Source organism: Caballeronia sp. SEWSISQ10-4 2, from assembly GCF_030464885.1.
Lineage (GTDB): Bacteria > Pseudomonadota > Gammaproteobacteria > Burkholderiales > Burkholderiaceae > Caballeronia.
The window spans coordinates 139,831-156,408 of the sequence record NZ_JALPRJ010000002.1; the positions used below are offsets into that span (position 1 = coordinate 139,831).

Sequence of the window (16,578 nt, forward strand, 5' to 3'; positions counted from 1 at the left end):
GTCGGCGCTCAGGGGCGAGGCGCTGTTGCCTCGCCCCTGAGCATTCGCGCTGAGTGTCAGTCGTCCGTTTGAGCAAGCTCCTGACCGTGGGGCCGCGTCGGATACGGTTTCTTCCCCTTGATGCCGGACCACAGCACCTTGTTGTATTTAGCGGGGGGCACCTGATCGGCCTCGTCGAAATTGAAGCCGACGGTGACTTTATCCCAGTAGGCGGCGTCGTGCCTGGGCTTGACGTCCGGGCCCTGTGCGAATCGCACGCTGCCGTCCGGCTGGCCTTGCGCTAGCAGTGTCGTCGTCTTCAGAATGGTAGAGGCGGTGGCGTCGTAGGTCCAGGCACCTGATGAGCGGGTGTCGAAGACGTCTGTCATAGGCCGCTGATAGGCGGTGTTCAGGTTGATGTGCTGCGTGCCGAGAATGTCCTCGATCGTCCGCAGCACATTGACCTGGCTGTAGCGCGTCTTGACCACCGCGCCCTGCTTGACGTACGGGCCGACGACATATGACGTCGCGCGATGCGAATCGACGTGGTCCGGGCCGTCCTGGCAGTCGTCTTCAGTGACGATGATCAGAGTGTTCGCCGCATAGGGGCTATGGGCCACGGCCTCGACGAGCCGGCCAACCGCCAGGTCGTCGTCGGCCTGCTGGGTTTCCGGCGTGTTGACGCCGGCCAGCGCGGTGCCGAAGCTGCCCGTGTGGTCATGGCTGAAGCGAACCGTCGACAGGCTGGGTAGATTGCCTTGGGCCACGAACTGGTCGAATTCGCGCTTCCACTCGTTGTACCGCCAGAGGTCCGGGTAGTTCTGGTCGTAACCGCGGAAGTAGACGTCCGTGAGCGCCGCGAGCGTCGGTTCGAGCGGGGCCACCTGCACGACCCCCGCGCCGAACGGATTCGATACTGGCGAACCTTGGGTGCCGATGCTGCCGATGTTGTTGACCAGAAAGCCGTAGTTGCGCACGGTGCCGCCCGCTGCGAGCACTGCATTGAAAATGTAGCCCTTCTGGATTCCAAACGGTGCGTCGGAGGACGCGTGATTGCCTACGCCCGCCAGCAGGTTGGCCGGGCCGCCAACCAGCCCGCCGGACCCGCTGCTGTATGCGCCGTTGGTTGCGTGGTCGCGTTCCGTGACGGTTGCCAGATTGACCGGCACGTTGCGGTTCGAACCTTCGGATTCGTAGGACAGGCCACGGTTCACGGCGGCGTAGTTCAGCTGCTGGGTGATCGTCTCGGTATTGGTCACGCGGCCCTGCAGCGCCCATGACCAGCCGTCCATGCTGCCGTCGCCGGGATCCATGAAGTTGTCCAGCGTGACGAAGTTGCTCGCGATGCTGTGGAAGTTCGGCGTGATGTTCCGGCCGAACATTGCCAGACTCGGATCGGCGTTCGCACCGTTGCGCAGGTCACCGAGGATCTGGTCGAAGGTGCGGTTTTCCTTAACGATGTAAATGACGTGCTTGATCCGATTGCGCAAGAACTCCATCTTTCCCTCGTCGCGCTCGCCTGATTCGTCCGAGTAGAAGTTGTTCTGCGCGACGATCTCCGTCAGCCTAGGCAATTCATACGGTTTGGGCACTGGGGCGCTGACCAGGGACGCGCGTTCGAGCTGGAACTGATACTCGTTCGATGCTCTCGCCGCAGCCGCGGCCGCCGTGTTGCCGCCAGGGTAGGTGACGCTGGTGACGAGCGCCGTGTTGCCATACAGGTGGCCCGGGTTGGCGCCTGTGGTGCTCTTGCCATTCACGATATACATCCAGTTTCCGTCGGCGCTGAAGGTGATGTCATGCGGCTCGTAGGCCGCGGGAATCAGGCCCGTGACGGTGTTCGCATTCCGGCCGGACAGTGGGATCACGGCCACTGAGTTCGAGCCGGAATTGACGGCATAAAGCATCCCGCCATCCTTGGAAACCGTCACCGCGAATGTGGCTGCGCCCGTGTACTTCGATCCGCGTAGCAGGTCCGCCGGAGCGCGCGCGTCGATCTTCGCGGTGACCATGTTGTTCGCGGTGTCAATGACCGCGACCTGGTCGGCATTGTCCTGCGCCACGTACAGCCTGGCTTGCGAGGCATCGAACGTCATCCCGAGAGCATTGCCGTCGAGCTTGATGCGCTTGACCAGGCGGCCGGCGGTGGGCGAGGAGATGTCGACCACGACGACTTCGCGGTCACGATCGGAAGACACGTAGGCCGTGCCGTTGCCCTTTACGACCACCGCAAACGGAAAGGTTCCACCGGGGGCGCCGTCGGCGCCTTCATTGTTCGCCTGATAGGGACGCAGGTCGTGCTCATAGCGCACGGTGTGGGTAGCGGTGTCGATCACACTGATCGAATCGTTGTAGTTGTTCGCCACGACCAGCGTTTTGCCGTCAGCGGATAGTCCCAGGCCACCGGCATTGGGTTGCACGTTCAGGCCCACGCCCTTTCCGGCATGGCCCAGGGCGATTTTTGCCGTCTGCGACCAGGTCGCGCCGCTCTTGTGGTACGCATACACGGCATCGTCGACGCCGCCCGCCGCGTAGAGCGTGCTGCTGTCTGGCGAGAAGACAAGGCCGACGTGGGCGTTGGCCTGTTGAATCACTTGGGTCAGCACGGGCTTCGCCATGTTGGCGCCCGCCACGTTGTAAAGGAAAATGTACTGGGTCGAGTTTGCCTGATCGACTGTACCGTCGGGCGCGTAGAGCGAATTCTGGCCGGCGCAGAGGACCGCGAGCGTCGTGCCGTCCGGGCTGAGCTGTGAGCGTACCGCTTCGCCCGCGACGAAGTTCGGGTATGCGGCCAAGCCCGGGTTGAGCGGCCGCTGAACCGCACCGCTGAGGTACGTAGGCGTAACGTACTGGCCAGTCGCCAGCGGCATCCGTCCGTTGCGTTCCGTGGATTCCCCGTCGTGCTCTGAATCGGCGCGCGCCCCCTGTGTGGCAAGCAGTACTGCCGATGCGACAACGCACAACTTGAACATGCGTTCGAACGAATGATTCTTCATGATTGCTCCTCGAAAAAGACCGGACTGTTTTTGGGGGGACGCGAGACGATGAACCGCACCGGCAACCGCCAGCGCGGCTCCATTACGGACCACACCAACACGTAGCGTTGCTGTATTTCTTGCTCCTTTTGTTCGCTTCACGACGAGCTGCTTGGCAAAGACGACCGATACAGAGAGTGCGGAAATAGCAAGGCTTGGCGATCTGATGTGGTTGGCCTTTGTCTATCTCTTACCGGAAAATTACAAGGCGTATTACCGGAAGATAGCTACGGAATATGACGACGCCGGGACAAGGATGTGTCCCGACGGTGGCTGCCTGATGGCTCCGATAAACCCCTTCGTACTATTTAGCGTTATTTCGACAGGAATCCAGCCGATGCTAAGTTATGGCTAAGTTATCTCTGCTATGTTGCAGGAGTCTTGGAGACTCGCTCTCGGTCGTTGTTCGTCGTGGCTTTAGCCGGATATTTCACGGAGCAGCGCTTCTTCAGAAGCGTTCAGCGTTGCTGCCCGCGACCATTGGTAAACGTGCAATCCCGACAGCGACTGGTCGAAATAGACCCGGCCACTGACCGCATCATCGCGCGCCAGGGTGACGACACGCTGCTGGTGCTCGATATGCGCACGATGCGCGTCACGTCTTCCTACGACATCGGGCAAGATCCGAACGTCGTCGACTTCGACCCGCGACTGCATCTGCTTTATGTCGCTGGCGAAGCCGGAATCGTCTCGATGTTCAAAGCCGATGCATGTGTGGTGCTTCGAGGGAGTGTCGTCAAGGAAGGCACGGTTTCCGGGCCTTCCGAGCGCCGGAATAAACTGAAAACGATCGGCACAGGGGGACCGCCAGTTGTCAGTCGTCATCTCCATGGCGATAATGTTCCTCGCCTCTTTGCCAACCATTGTCGTGCCGCTCGCGATTCCAAGGCTGTAGACGAACGACCCTTTCGTAAGGAGCGCTACCCGTCTGCTAATGGGTCGTCCGGTAAAGGTCTCGATTGCGCTAAATGGTTTGCTGGCTCGGCGGATAGTCGTTTCTGTTCAAAGGAAGGATTCCGTCCTTCTGCGCTTGAACCAGTTCCGCGTAAACTTCAGCGCGCGTCTTGCCACCCATCCCCGAGGAGTAGGAGCCATCCAAAGCTCCCCCGTATGCAGCCGAGTTCGACTGCGCGTCAATCACCTGATACGCATGTTCTGCAAACGCTGGGCTAACCGTAGCAATGCCAAGGGCAGCGATAATGGAAGTCAACAATTTCATTTCGTTCTCCAAGTGTCAATTCACTGGAGACAAATCTAGACGGGCGGCTCTGACGACTACATGGCCTCAACATGAAAATTGCGCAATGTTCTAAGGCGGCATTTTTCGATGAGACTCAGTGACTAGCCTTTCACGTGGGGCCTGGATTATAGGTGGCCAGTCGTGCAGTAGCTTTGTCGCCCTCGCTTATGATGAGAAAGCGGCAACGGAAGCCAGGAAGGCAGTTGAGGAGTTTGTTACCGCTACGCTCAAACCGGCGCGCATGCCGTAGCTCGGTGCATAGCGGCCTTAATCCTCACGCGTCACCTGGCCATTAGGTGACGTTGCTTACGGAGGTGGCGCGGAGCCCGTGGCGCGAGCGACCACCGCTTGGGCGACTTTTTGACTTAGAGTGAGTCCGGTTAGCGTTGGGTTCACTGAACCTACGGTGACAAAGAGCGACTGGTCGGTGCAGAACGCATTATCGACATGATGAGAGCGCCCGTTCACGTCCGTAACGGAGCTCGTCGCATCGGCCCCCATCCATAGCGTGCCCGCCTCGTGATATGTCGTTCCAAGTGCATCACGCCCCTGACTCACAATCTCGAGGTCCGCTGCATTCCCATTGGCAAGATGGTTCGCAAGCGCCAGGATGGCAGTGTCCATTGCATTGGCAAGTGAGTCCTCGTCTCCAGTCGTTGCAAACTGAACATACGCGCGAGGCACGCCAAATTCATCCGATTCGAACGGACTCAGGTTAATCCACCGCCCCGAAGCGTTGGGCACCGGCGCGGTTCGGTCGCCATGCATCTGGGAGACGCCGCGGAAGGCAAACGATATCCAACCAGCTCGCTGACTCTTCAACAACATGTCGAGCTGGTCAATGTCGGGAACCATTGAAAACAGCAGGGCATCGGAATTAAAGCCAGCGTCTGCGGACGCGGTAATCTGAATATGAAACTTCCCTTGCGGCATCGAACCGCGAACTAGCACCGCCCCTGTTTGCACGAGAAGTGGTAGCACGTTGGCACTATCGAGCGCTGAGCGGCGCACGCGCAGATAGATATTGCTGCGCACATGGGAAATCAGATTGCGACCCATGCGCTCTTCGGCTGGGTTGTTACTGGTGGGAAACGACGCCAAGGCGAGGCGCGTGGACTCAATCGTGCCAAGAGCGAGTATCACTGCGCAGTGTTGGGTGATTGGGAGAAACTTTTCCTTGCCGTTGACGGAAGCCTGAATGCCTGCGACGGACCCGTTCTGCGTGACGAGTCGCACGACATGTACATTCGGTACGACGAAGAGCCGCCGTTGTGCGTCGGCTTGGGTCGCGGCTTCGCGGACCGCATCGATGAGAAGTGTGACGCTGGAAAATTTGTCGAAGCCGAAGAGACCGGAGGCCGGCGACTGGCCCTGTACTGCGAGCGGGGGGTCCTGAACCGTGTCGAGGTTCGGCACAGAATGCGACTGGATTACCTGACTGATGCGCGACTTTACAAGGCCATAAAGTGGACCTTGAATAAAGTCCGTTGTAACGTCGACGCCCGTCTGGGCCTCCAGCCGCGCGTAGTTCTGGTCAAGGTATGCAGCCACGGTAGGCGGCCAGTCTACGAGGTCATCCGCCAAAAGTCGGGGGCACCAGCCTCCCCAAAAAAGCGACTTCCCGCCCACGCAATATGCCTGGCCGACACAGTCAACATTGCTTCGCCAGGGTATGCCCCAAACGAGTTCTCGCGCGACCCCCGGGTCGTTTGCGGGAAACAACGGGTTCGGTACGTTGATGCCAGCGCGAGGTAAATTCTGAACGTGAGTCGCAACGAGGAACGGTCCCGCGTCGAGTACCAGCACACGCAGGTTATTGGCCGCGCCAAATCGATAAATCTTTTCCGCGCAGTAACCACCAAACATTCCTGCGCCAATTACGATAGCGTCGAACGGAGCGCCGCCGTTGTTGACGGCTTCATCCCAGGTGCTGCATACAAATCGGCCCAGCACGTCGAGCGACATGTCTGTGCGCTGGACATCAGGAGGCGGTTGAATCGCCTGACCAGAATCGACGAGCTTGTTCAATGGCATGGAGAGGCCCTCCAAGTTGCGAACGATATGAGATGCATCTGACGAGTGTTCGGCGTTCGCGTCTCGGCACCCACCTCAACGCTGCCTGCCAAGTTCGATTCGACCTTGTTGCGCGCACTTCAGGACAAGCCGCGATATATTCATGATAGCGGTGGTTACCGGCAGCTTCCGTCGCCGGGCTTTCTCCCCGACCTGCATAGCACGTTTCGCAACGCGCGCGTCGGCCCGGCTCCGAACTAAGTCGCAGGGAAGCGTCTCCTCTGGACTAGGTATGGTGCGTCTTTGCGGTGAGTCATCGACGGCTCCCTTTTAACCCACTGCGGCCATGGATGGAGCATTCGCTCGAACCTGTCGTCCAGCCATTGACGTGTCCGCTGACTCGCCATGCCCGTAATGTGCGGCGGAAAGCGCACTGTCCGCGGGATGTGAATATCCGACCCAGTATAGGCGAAGGAGAAGCTTTACCCCAACGGCCAATCGACATGGAAGAATTCATCAATCGCTGGCGTGTGAAATAGCAGTCGACTTTGAAAACTCAGCCGTTCAGCCCTGCGCAGGCATTGCAGAAATGCCGCGCTGGCTCAGCGGCAGCGTTTCTCTAGAGTGCGCAGCGGTGGAAGAGCGCGCCCTCGACATCGATAGCCCGCCGCCGTTCACTTGGATGTTCAATACTCATCAGTTGTTGAGCCCGCGATAGGCGCTCAAATGACACACGAGCCCCTGTTTTGTTGAAAAATGGCTCGCTTCGGCTCCGGCAATACCCGTTCATCTTACTGAATTCAGTCGCACGCGAAGGGGCGGCGGACGCTACTTACGCGTCGAGACCTCGTCAGGGCACGGAGCCCGCGTGTTGTTCTTTTTTCGGTACGATGACGGCAACTGGTGCGTGTTTCCGCCTATGACCGGATACAAAGCACGTGCGGCGGACAATGAGGTCAAAACGCGCTGCAGATGACGGAAAGCCCAACGCTCAAATTCTTCATGCAAGATGGTGCGAGCCATCGCTCGAAACCGTGACCGGTGATTTCGGTTCGAGTGTCGTAACCGAGGCGTCTTAGAGCGGCGTTGATTGCCGCTTCACTCATAGGACGCAGCGCCGAGCGCGCACCTGGGAAAATCCCACGGCCGTCAGCAAGGCGGTACGCCTTCTCACGCGGAGCTGCGTTACGAACAGCAACGTCGGTCAAGGCCATGGAGAATCTCCTAGGGGCATTTTGCGGGAGTGGTCACCGCTCTCGCAGAAATGCCCCCACATGCCCCCAGATGTCAATAGATGCCCCCGGACTCTCCGGGAAACAAAAAACCCGCCAAGCCTCGAGCTATAGCGGGTTTATGGACTTCCTCGGAATTCTGCAGAACTGTCTGTGGTGCCCGGGGCCGGAATCGAACCGGCACGCCTTGCGGCGGGGGATTTTGAGTCCCCTGCGTCTACCAATTTCACCACCCGGGCAAACAGCATTTGAACGTGCCGACTGAGACGGAAAAAATCCGACGTCAACCGGCAAGTCAGCGATTATGCCGAAAATCGTTTCAGCGGGCAAGCCCTTGGAAGCTTGCAGCGGACAACCGCGGTCATTAGCTCACTCACTGGCTCAAATACGTGAACTGGCCGTTCCTGATGATGCCCATCACGCTGGCCCGCTGATCGAGGCCGACGTGATCGGTGGCGCTGGTGTTTACTACGCCGTTCGGTACAACCAGCTCATGCGCGTGCTCCAGTTCCGTTCGCAACGCCACGCGGAACGCCACCGTCCCCGGTTGCCCCGCCTTCAGCGCACGCCCGAGCGCATCCTGCAATCGCGGATAAACACCCGCTGCGTCGCCGGCAAACTGTGTCACCGTGCCCTTGCCATACTTGGCTTCGTACGCATCGACGAAAGCGAGCGCCGCCTTTTTCGACGGATGATCCGCCGGTAACGTCCGCGCAACCACGACCGGCTGAGTCGGGAACAGCGTGCCTTCCACGTCCTTGCCGCCGAGCTTGATGAACTCCGGCGTGGCAATCCCATGCGTCTGATAAATCGCGCCCTTGTAACCGCGTTCGACCAGCGTGCGCTGCGGCAACACGGTCGGCGTGCCCGCACCGGCAATCAGCACCGCATCCGGCTTCGCGGCCATCAGTTTCAGGATCTGGCCGGTCACGCTGGCATCGGTGCGATTGAAACGCTCGCTCGCGACCACCTTGATGTGGCGCAACTCCGCGAACTTCGAAAACTCGTTGAACCAGCTATCGCCGTAACTATCCGCGAAACCGATGAAACCGACCGTCTTCACGTTCCGGTTGACCATGGTACGGGTCATGACGTCGGCCATTGCACGGTCGGTCTGGGCCATCTTGAACGCCCACACCTTTTTGCCTTCCTGCGGTTCGACAACCGATGCCGAGCCGATCAGCGTGATCATCGGCGTTTGATATTCGGCGACCGGATCGAGCGCCGCGAGCGCTGCCGGCGTGATGTTCGGGCCGACGATCACATCGACCTTGTCCTCTGTAATCAGCTTGCGGATATTGCGCACGGCGGCACCCGGATCGGAGCCATCGTCGAGAATGATGTAATCGGCCTGCTGGCCTGCGATGGTCTTCGGCCACATCAGCATGGCGTTCTTGCTCGTGATGCCGATAGCCGCGGCCGGACCCGTGCTCGACAAATCGATACCGACTTTCAGTTGCGCGCTGGCCGCCGCGCTGAAAAGCGCGAGCGCGCTTACCATCAGCGCCGGGCGCATGAACTTCGACAACTTCATTGGATGGTCTCCGCGAAGAGGTGTGGTTTAAAAATGCTGAAGTGTGATGCTGACAAAAAAACGCGTGGCGTCTGATCCGGCAAAGCGCGCGCATTCCCCGCGCTTTTGCCGGAATCCACCGAATCAAAGCTCGTAGCTTTCGTGCTCGCCTGACAGCGCCTGCTCGATCAGCTTGCGGTTCATCGAAGGCGAGAGCAGTTCGACCAGCGTGTACACGTAGCTACGCAGATACGCGCCCTGTTTGAGCGCCAGGCGCGTGACATTCGAGCCGAACAGATGACCGACGGGCATTGCGCGAAGGTGTTTATCGCGTTCCGGATTAAAGGCCATATCCGCGAGAATGCCCACGCCCAGACCCAGCTCGACGTAAGTCTTGATCACGTCCGAATCAATAGCCTCCAGTACGATGTCGGGCGTCAGATTGCGCAGTGCGAACGCCTGGTTGATTTTCGAGCGGCCGGCGAACGCGTTGTCGTACGTGATGATCGGGTATTGGGCGAGGTCATCGAGCGTCAGCAGTTTCCGCTCAAGCAGCGGATGATCCGGCTGCATGACCGCCAGGTGATGCCACTGGAAGCAGGGCAGCGATACCAGCTCTTTATAGTTGGCGAGCGCTTCGGTGGCGATGGCGATATCCGCCTGATCGTGGATGACCATCTCGGCCACCTGCGTCGGGCTGCCTTGCAAAATGGACAAATGCACCTTGGGGAAGCGCTTTTTAAACTCCGCGATCGCCGTCGGCAGTGAATAACGGGCCTGCGTATGCGTGGCCGCGATCACGAGATTGCCTTGATCCTGCGCCGCGTAATCTTTACCGACGCGCTTCAGGCTCTCCACTTCCTGCAAGATTTTTTCCACCGATGCCAGGATAATTCGCCCCGGCTCGGTCAGCGACCGCACCCGCTTCCCATGCCGCGTGAAGATCTCGACCCCGAGTTCATCTTCCAGCTCAATGATCGCTTTCGATACCCCCGGCTGCGACGTGAACAGTGCCTTGGCGGCTTCGGTGAGGTTGTAGTTCTGCCGAACGGCCTCGCGCACGAAGCGGAACTGGTGCAGATTCATATATAACCCATCCGCATATCAAAGTAATTTATCAGTCGTTTGCAATATATAGGAAGTTTATTACCATCGAGCCAATTTTTCCAATATCGATATCTGTATTTGTCATAAGCAAATGAACGCTCTGTCCGAACGGCGTTGCGCTCAATGACTCTACGTATATCTAAGTGCGGCGTGGCTAGGACGCCGGACTCGCGGAACTACTAAAAACTGGGGCCCCCGAATGTATCAATACGATCAGATCGACCAGAAAATCGTCGACGAACGCGTCGCTCAATACAGCGACCAAGTGCGCCGTCGCTTGTCCGGCGAGTTGAGCGAAGAAGAATTCCGGCCGCTGCGCCTGCAGAACGGCCTGTACATGCAGCGGCACGCGTACATGCACCGCATCGCGATTCCGTACGGCAACCTGCGCAGCGACCAGATGCGCATGCTCGGCACCATCGCGCGTGAACACGACCGCGGTTACGGTCACTTTTCGACGCGTACGAACATCCAGTTCAACTGGATCCAGCTTGAAGAAACGCCGGAAATCCTGCGCAAGCTGGCGTCGGTGCAAATGCACGGCATTCAAACGTCAGGCAATTGCATCCGCAACATTACCGCCGATCAATTTGCTGGCGTGGCGCCCGATGAAATCGTCGATCCGCGTCCGTGGGCCGAAATCCTGCGTCAATGGTCGACGTTCCACCCCGAATTCGCGTGGCTGCCGCGCAAGTTCAAGGTTGCGGTGAACGGCTCGGTGGAAGATCGCGCAGCCGTGCAAGTGCACGACCTGGGTGTATATCTGAAGAAGAACGCAGCCGGCGAAGTGGTCGCGAGCATTCTTGCGGGCGGTGGGCTGGGACGTACGCCTATCGTTGGCGCGGTGATCAAGGAAGATCTGCCGTGGCAGCATCTGTTGACGTACTGCGAAGCCGTGTTGCGTGTGTATAACCGCTACGGCCGTCGCGACAATATGTATAAGGCGCGGATCAAGATTCTCGTGAAGGCGCTGAGCCCCGCGAAATTCGCGCAGCAAGTGGAAGAGGAATGGGCGCATCTGAAGGACGGTCCTTCCACGCTCACGCAAGAGGAACTCACGCGCGTGTCGCAGTTCTTCGCACCGCCCGCGTATGAAAAGTTGCCGGATACGGATGCATCGTATGAAAAGCATCTCATCGACAGCAAGCCGTTCGCGCGCTGGATCGAACGCAATGTGCGGCCGCACAAGGTGCCGGGTTATGCATCGGTGACGTTGTCGCTTAAGCCCACGGGCATTGCCCCGGGCGACGCAACGGACAAGCAGATGGAAGCGGTCGCCGACCTCGCCGATGAATTCTCGTTCGGTGAAATTCGCGTCTCGCACGAGCAGAACCTGATCCTCGCGAACGTGAAGAAGCGCGATCTGCATACGGTGTGGGAACGCGCGAAGGCGCTGGGTTTCGCGACATCGAATATTGGTCTGCTGACCGACATTATTGCGTGCCCGGGCGGCGATTTCTGCTCGCTCGCGAACGCCAAGTCGATCCCGATTGCGCAAGCCATTCAAGAGCGTTTCAGCGATCTGGACTACGTGTACGACCTCGGCGACCTGACGCTCAACATCTCGGGTTGCATCAACGCGTGCGGTCATCATCACATTGGCAACATTGGTGTGCTGGGTGTCGATAAAGACGGCTCGGAGTGGTACCAGGTCACGCTCGGCGGCGAGCAGAGCTCGGGCGCAACGGGCGCGCATCTCGGCCGCGTGATCGGCCCGTCGTTCTCGGCGGAAGAGATGCCCGACGTGGTGTCGCAAGTGATCGATACGTTTGTTGAGAACCGCATCGAAGGCGAGCGGTTCATCGAGACGTACGGCCGTATCGGCATCGCACCGTTCAAGGAACGCGTGTACGCGTCGCGCCAGCCGGCGCATGCTTGAGTCGCTAAGGAATAAGCACATGGCTTTGATTATCAAGAATCGCGAAGTGGTTGAAGACGACTGGACCGTGGTGCGCGCCGATGTTGACGGCACGCTGCCCGCAGTCGATGCACTCTTGCCGGCCAAGGTGATCGTGCCGTTCACGTGGTGGAAAGAGCACAAGAACGCGCTGAGCGCGGCGCACAAGAAGGAACCGATCGGCGTATGGCTTGCACCCGACGATGAACCCGCTGAACTGGTCGAAGATTTCGACAAGATCGCGCTGATCGCCGTCGATTTCCCGAAGTTCAGCGATGGCCGCGGCTTCAGCATCGGCCGTTTGCTGCGCGAGCGTTATCACTGGACGGGCGAGTTGCGGGCTATCGGCGACGTGCTGCGCGACCAGTTGCGTTTCCACGCACGTTGCGGTTTTGACGCCTTCGCCGTACGCGCCGACAAGGACATTCACGACGCGCTGAATGCGTTCGGTGAATTGAGCATTCCGTATCAAGGCGCAGTGGACAATCCGGAACCGCTGTTCCGCCGTCGTGGCGCGGCCATTTCCGGAGCGTCTGCATGAATGCCGACCTGCAAGCCAAAGTCGAACGTCTTGATGCACTGCTCGATTCCATCGCGCAACGTCATGCGAACGTCAAGTTAGCCAGCAGCCTCGCCGCCGAAGACATGTTGCTCACGCACGCCATTCTTTCGCGCGGCGTGAAGATCGGCATCTTCTCGCTGAACACCGGCCGTCTGCACGCTGAAACGCTGGGCATGATCGATCGTGTGAAAGAGCGTTATAGCTACGACATCGAACAGTTTCATCCGCAGCCGGAAGCGGTCGAAGAATATGTCCGCGATCATGGCTTGAACGCGTTCTATGAAAGCGTCGATCTGCGTAAAAGCTGCTGTGGTATTCGCAAGGTCGAGCCGCTGAATCGCGCGTTGAAGGACGTGAGCGCGTGGGTCACGGGGCAGCGTCGTGAGCAGTCGGTGACGCGTGTCGAGTTGCATGAAGAAGAGCACGACGCGCCGCGCAACATCGCCAAGTTCAATCCGCTCGCGGACTGGACCGAAGCCGATGTATGGGCGTATCTGAAAGCTTTCGATGTTCCCGTCAACCCGCTGCATGCGCGTGGTTATCCGAGCATTGGATGCGAGCCGTGTACGCGTGCCATCCGTCTGGGCGAAGACAGCCGGGCAGGACGCTGGTGGTGGGAATCTCGGGACACGAAGGAATGCGGCTTGCACGTGACGAACATCAGCATCGTGGAAGACCGAAGCGCCGTGCCTAGCTCGGCGCTCTGAACGTATTTGAATTTGACGCATGGCGCCTTCACTTTGGTGCTATGCAAAGCAACCAAGGAACGACGCATATGAGCAGCACGCTCGATTCAACAGTCAACGCTCCGATCGCGAATCGCGAGACCCGGATGGACCACCTCGACTGGCTCGAAGCCGAGTCGATTCATATCCTGCGCGAACTCGTGGCCGAGTGCAGCAAGCCTGCGCTGCTGTTCTCCGGCGGCAAGGATTCGGTCGTCGTGCTGCATCTTGCGTTGAAGGCATTTGGTCTGGGCTCGGGCCGCAAGACGGTGCTGCCGTTCCCGCTGGTTCATATCGATACCGGTCATAACTTCGACGAAGTCATCGACTTCCGCGATCGCCGTGCCGCTGAAATTGGCGCGGAACTCGTGGTCGGCCATGTCGAGGATTCGATCAAGAAGGGCACCGTGCGGCTGCGTCGCGAAACGGATTCGCGTAACGCTGCGCAAGCGGTGACGTTGCTCGAGACCATCGAGGAATACGGTTATACGGCGTTGATCGGCGGTGCACGTCGCGATGAAGAAAAGGCCCGCGCAAAAGAGCGCATCTTCTCTTTCCGCGATGAATTCGGTCAGTGGGACCCGAAAGCGCAACGCCCGGAATTGTGGAGCATCTACAACGCGCGTCTGCATAACGGCGAACACCTGCGCGTGTTCCCGATCTCGAACTGGACCGAACTGGATATCTGGCAATACATCGGGCGCGAGAAGCTCGAACTGCCGTCTATCTACTACGCGCACGATCGCGAGATCATTCGCCGTAACGGCTTGCTCGTGCCGCTGACGCCACTCACGCCGTTGCAGGAAGGCGAAGTGTCGGAAGTAGCGCTTGTGCGTTTCCGTACGGTTGGCGACATCAGTTGCACGTGCCCCGTAGCCAGCGATGCCGACGACGTCGAGAAGATCATCGCTGAAACGGCCGTGACGGAAATCACGGAACGCGGCGCCACGCGGATGGACGATCAAGCCTCCGAAGCCGCGATGGAAACCCGCAAGAAACAAGGTTATTTCTAAGCATCACGCCGTAACAAGGAACAGGGAAACATCATGAGCATTCATCAACCCGAAGACCTCGGCGTGTTGCGTTTCATCACGGCGGGCAGTGTCGACGACGGCAAGAGCACGCTGATCGGCCGCCTGCTGTTCGATAGCAAGGCGGTGTTGTCGGATCAGTTGTCGGCATTGTCGCGGGCGAAGAACAAGCGCACCGTAGGCGATGAAATCGATCTGTCTTTGCTGACCGATGGTCTCGAAGCAGAACGCGAGCAGGGTATTACCATCGACGTTGCGTACCGCTATTTCGCTACCGCAAAGCGCAAGTTCATCATCGCCGATACCCCGGGTCACGAACAGTACACACGCAACATGGTGACGGGTGCCTCGACGGCGCACGCAGCGATCATTCTCGTCGACGCCACGCGCGTGACGTTGAAAGATGGCGTTGCGCAATTGCTGCCGCAGACGGTACGTCACAGCGCGATCGTCAAGTTGCTTGGACTGCAGCATGTGATCGTCGCGATCAACAAGATGGATTTGATCGACTTCAGCGAAACGCGCTTCAACGAGATTCGCGATGCGTACGTCGAACTCGCACGCCGGCTTGGGATTAACGATGTGCGTTTCGTGCCGGTGTCGGCGCTGAAGGGCGACAACATCGTGACCGCCAGCGAGCGCATGCCCTGGTATGCAGGCGAACCGCTGCTCGACCTGCTCGAAGCGCTGCCGGTCGCGCAGCCCGTTGAGCAGGCGCTGCGTTTCCCGGTGCAGTGGGTCGCACGTCAAGATGGTAGCCAGGCCGACGATTTCCGCGGCTACATGGGCCGTGTTGAATCGGGCGAAGTGAAGCTGGGCGACACGATTACCGTGCTGCCGGCGAACCGCGATGCGACCGTGGCCGAGATCATCGCGCCGGTTCCGGGCGGCGTGGCGCAAGTGGATCGCGCGTTTGCCGGTCAGACGGTGACCATTCGCCTGGCGGAAGATGTCGACGTGTCACGTGGCGATACGTTCGTGCCGCGCAACACGAGCGGCACGAAGATCGAGCCCGCAAAGAAGTTGGACGCGGACCTCTGCTGGTTCGATGAAGAGCCGCTTTCGCCGCAGCGCAAGTACTTGCTCAAGCAGACCACGAACACCGTGTTCGCGCGGATCGGTGCGATCAAGGAAGTGCTCGACGTGCATACGCTGCTGCACGCCGTGGATCGCAACAACCTGACGATGAACGACATCGGCCGAGTGGCGCTGACGCTTCAAAAGCCGATCGTCTGCGATGCCTACGACACGCATCAGGGCACGGGCGCGTTTGTTCTTATCGATGAAGCGACGCATCACACGGTTGCGGCCGGGATGATTCGTTCATTTTCAGCCTGAGTATTGACTATGGGTAAGGTGTATCTGATCGGTGCAGGGCCGGGTGCTGCGGACCTTATTACGGTTCGCGGCGCGAAGCTGCTGAGCCAGGCGCAAGTGGTCTTGCACGATGCGTTGATCGAACCAGCCATGCTCGACTACGCGCCGGACGCTCGCAAGATTGCGGTGGGCAAGCGTTGCGGACAGCGTTCGACGGCGCAGCATTTCATCAACAAGCAGATCGTCGATGCCGCTCGCGAACATGACGTGGTCGTGCGTCTGAAGGGCGGTGACCCGATGTTGTTCGGCCGTGCTGATGAAGAAATGCGCGCGCTGGAAGCGGCGGGTATCGAGTATGAAGTGGTGCCGGGTATCACGGCTGCTCTGGCGAGTGCTGCGACGTTGAAGCGCTCGCTGACCTTGCGCGGGGTATCGCGGAGCGTGGCGCTGGCGACTTACAGCCGCGCACCCAACACCGATGAAATCCGCGAGCAGGCGAGTGCGGACTCACTCGTGTTCTACATGGGCCGCGACAGCGCGCCGGAGATCGCGCAGCAGCTGCTGGATTCAGGGCGGGCGGGGTCGACGCCGGTTGCTATCGTCGAGGCTTGCAGTACGGAACGTGAGCGCTCGCTGACGCTGACGCTGGGCGCGATGGCGCGTGGTGATGCGCAGGATTGGCTCGATGCATCGCAGCCGAGTCTGCTGATGATTGGCGAAGCGTTTGCGGAACGGTCGTCGGGGGTATCGACGGAGTTGGTGCAGGCGGCGTTGCAGGTTGCAGCTTGATTCAAGCCGCTGACGATGCTGAAAAACGCTGCGCTGAACGGGTGTGATGCGGCGTTTGGTTCTTCGAAAAAGCCCCTGTTGGTCGATGACCTGCAGGGGCTTTTTCATATTCGCGCCGGCTTCCTGACGCCCGCGTGA

General features: G+C 59.4%; 13 protein-coding genes, 1 tRNA gene and 2 pseudogenes. 9 read left to right on the forward strand and 7 right to left on the reverse strand.

What is annotated here, in order from left to right; translation table 11 throughout:
* Nucleotides 1–56 precede the first annotated feature (56 nt).
* Nucleotides 57–2,849 carry a bifunctional YncE family protein/alkaline phosphatase family protein gene (locus M0D69_RS02275; RefSeq protein ID WP_301780465.1) on the reverse strand — a complete coding sequence of 931 codons (2,793 nt, stop codon included), beginning with the start codon at nucleotides 2,847–2,849 and terminating at the stop codon, nucleotides 57–59.
* 648 nt (nucleotides 2,850–3,497) lie between these two features.
* On the opposite strand from M0D69_RS02275, the pseudogene M0D69_RS02280 reads away from it, so the two are divergent.
* A pseudogene (locus M0D69_RS02280) lies at nucleotides 3,498–3,725 on the forward strand (hypothetical protein); the annotation flags it as partial.
* Between the two features lie 253 nt (nucleotides 3,726–3,978).
* Here M0D69_RS02280 and M0D69_RS02285 read toward each other — a convergent pair.
* Nucleotides 3,979–4,233: a DUF4148 domain-containing protein gene (locus M0D69_RS02285; protein WP_301780466.1), complete on the reverse strand. Its 255-nt coding sequence runs from the start codon at nucleotides 4,231–4,233 to the stop codon at nucleotides 3,979–3,981.
* A 327-nt stretch (nucleotides 4,234–4,560) separates the two neighbouring features.
* Nucleotides 4,561–6,288 (reverse strand): GMC oxidoreductase, encoded by a 1,728-nt coding sequence (locus M0D69_RS02290; protein WP_301780467.1) that lies wholly within the window; start codon nucleotides 6,286–6,288, stop codon nucleotides 4,561–4,563.
* A gap of 757 nt (nucleotides 6,289–7,045) precedes the next feature.
* On the opposite strand from M0D69_RS02290, the gene M0D69_RS02295 reads away from it, so the two are divergent.
* Entirely contained in the window at nucleotides 7,046–7,243 is a 198-nt protein-coding gene (locus tag M0D69_RS02295; RefSeq protein ID WP_301780542.1) for a hypothetical protein, read from the forward strand.
* An 11-nt stretch (nucleotides 7,244–7,254) separates the two neighbouring features.
* Here M0D69_RS02295 and M0D69_RS02300 read toward each other — a convergent pair.
* From M0D69_RS02300 to M0D69_RS02315, 4 genes and pseudogenes are all read right to left on the reverse strand, one after another.
* Nucleotides 7,255–7,415, reverse strand: a pseudogene (locus M0D69_RS02300) (integrase); the annotation flags it as partial.
* Nucleotides 7,416–7,653: 238 nt separating this feature from the next.
* Nucleotides 7,654–7,738: transfer RNA gene (locus M0D69_RS02305), tRNA-Leu, on the reverse strand.
* A 134-nt stretch (nucleotides 7,739–7,872) separates the two neighbouring features.
* On the reverse strand, nucleotides 7,873–9,033 hold the full coding sequence (locus tag M0D69_RS02310) for an ABC transporter substrate-binding protein (protein ID WP_301780468.1): 1,161 nt from the start codon (nucleotides 9,031–9,033) through the stop codon (nucleotides 7,873–7,875).
* A 123-nt stretch (nucleotides 9,034–9,156) separates the two neighbouring features.
* Entirely contained in the window at nucleotides 9,157–10,098 is a 942-nt protein-coding gene (locus M0D69_RS02315) for a CysB family HTH-type transcriptional regulator (protein WP_047896011.1), read from the reverse strand.
* A gap of 220 nt (nucleotides 10,099–10,318) precedes the next feature.
* Here M0D69_RS02315 and M0D69_RS02320 point away from each other — a divergent pair, with 220 nt between their 5' ends.
* From M0D69_RS02320 to M0D69_RS02350, 7 genes are all read left to right on the forward strand, one after another.
* Nucleotides 10,319–11,998: a nitrite/sulfite reductase gene (locus M0D69_RS02320; RefSeq protein ID WP_047896012.1), complete on the forward strand. Its 1,680-nt coding sequence runs from the start codon at nucleotides 10,319–10,321 to the stop codon at nucleotides 11,996–11,998.
* A gap of 19 nt (nucleotides 11,999–12,017) precedes the next feature.
* Complete coding sequence (locus tag M0D69_RS02325; protein ID WP_301780469.1) at nucleotides 12,018–12,557, forward strand: DUF934 domain-containing protein; 540 nt, start codon at nucleotides 12,018–12,020, stop codon at nucleotides 12,555–12,557.
* Nucleotides 12,554–13,285 carry a phosphoadenylyl-sulfate reductase gene (locus M0D69_RS02330; RefSeq protein WP_301780470.1) on the forward strand — a complete coding sequence of 244 codons (732 nt, stop codon included), beginning with the start codon at nucleotides 12,554–12,556 and terminating at the stop codon, nucleotides 13,283–13,285. The genes M0D69_RS02325 and M0D69_RS02330 overlap by 4 nt, the downstream gene beginning before the upstream one ends.
* Before the next feature lie 68 nt (nucleotides 13,286–13,353).
* Nucleotides 13,354–14,316, forward strand: coding sequence for a sulfate adenylyltransferase subunit CysD (cysD, locus tag M0D69_RS02335; protein ID WP_301780471.1), 963 nt, complete (start codon nucleotides 13,354–13,356; stop codon nucleotides 14,314–14,316).
* A gap of 30 nt (nucleotides 14,317–14,346) precedes the next feature.
* Nucleotides 14,347–15,672, forward strand: a complete 1,326-nt coding sequence (locus M0D69_RS02340) for a sulfate adenylyltransferase subunit 1 (protein ID WP_301780543.1) — start codon at nucleotides 14,347–14,349, stop codon at nucleotides 15,670–15,672.
* Nucleotides 15,673–15,681: 9 nt separating this feature from the next.
* Complete coding sequence (gene cobA, locus M0D69_RS02345) at nucleotides 15,682–16,440, forward strand: uroporphyrinogen-III C-methyltransferase (RefSeq protein ID WP_301780472.1); 759 nt, start codon at nucleotides 15,682–15,684, stop codon at nucleotides 16,438–16,440.
* A gap of 15 nt (nucleotides 16,441–16,455) precedes the next feature.
* Complete coding sequence (locus M0D69_RS02350) at nucleotides 16,456–16,578, forward strand: hypothetical protein (RefSeq protein ID WP_301780473.1); 123 nt, start codon at nucleotides 16,456–16,458, stop codon at nucleotides 16,576–16,578.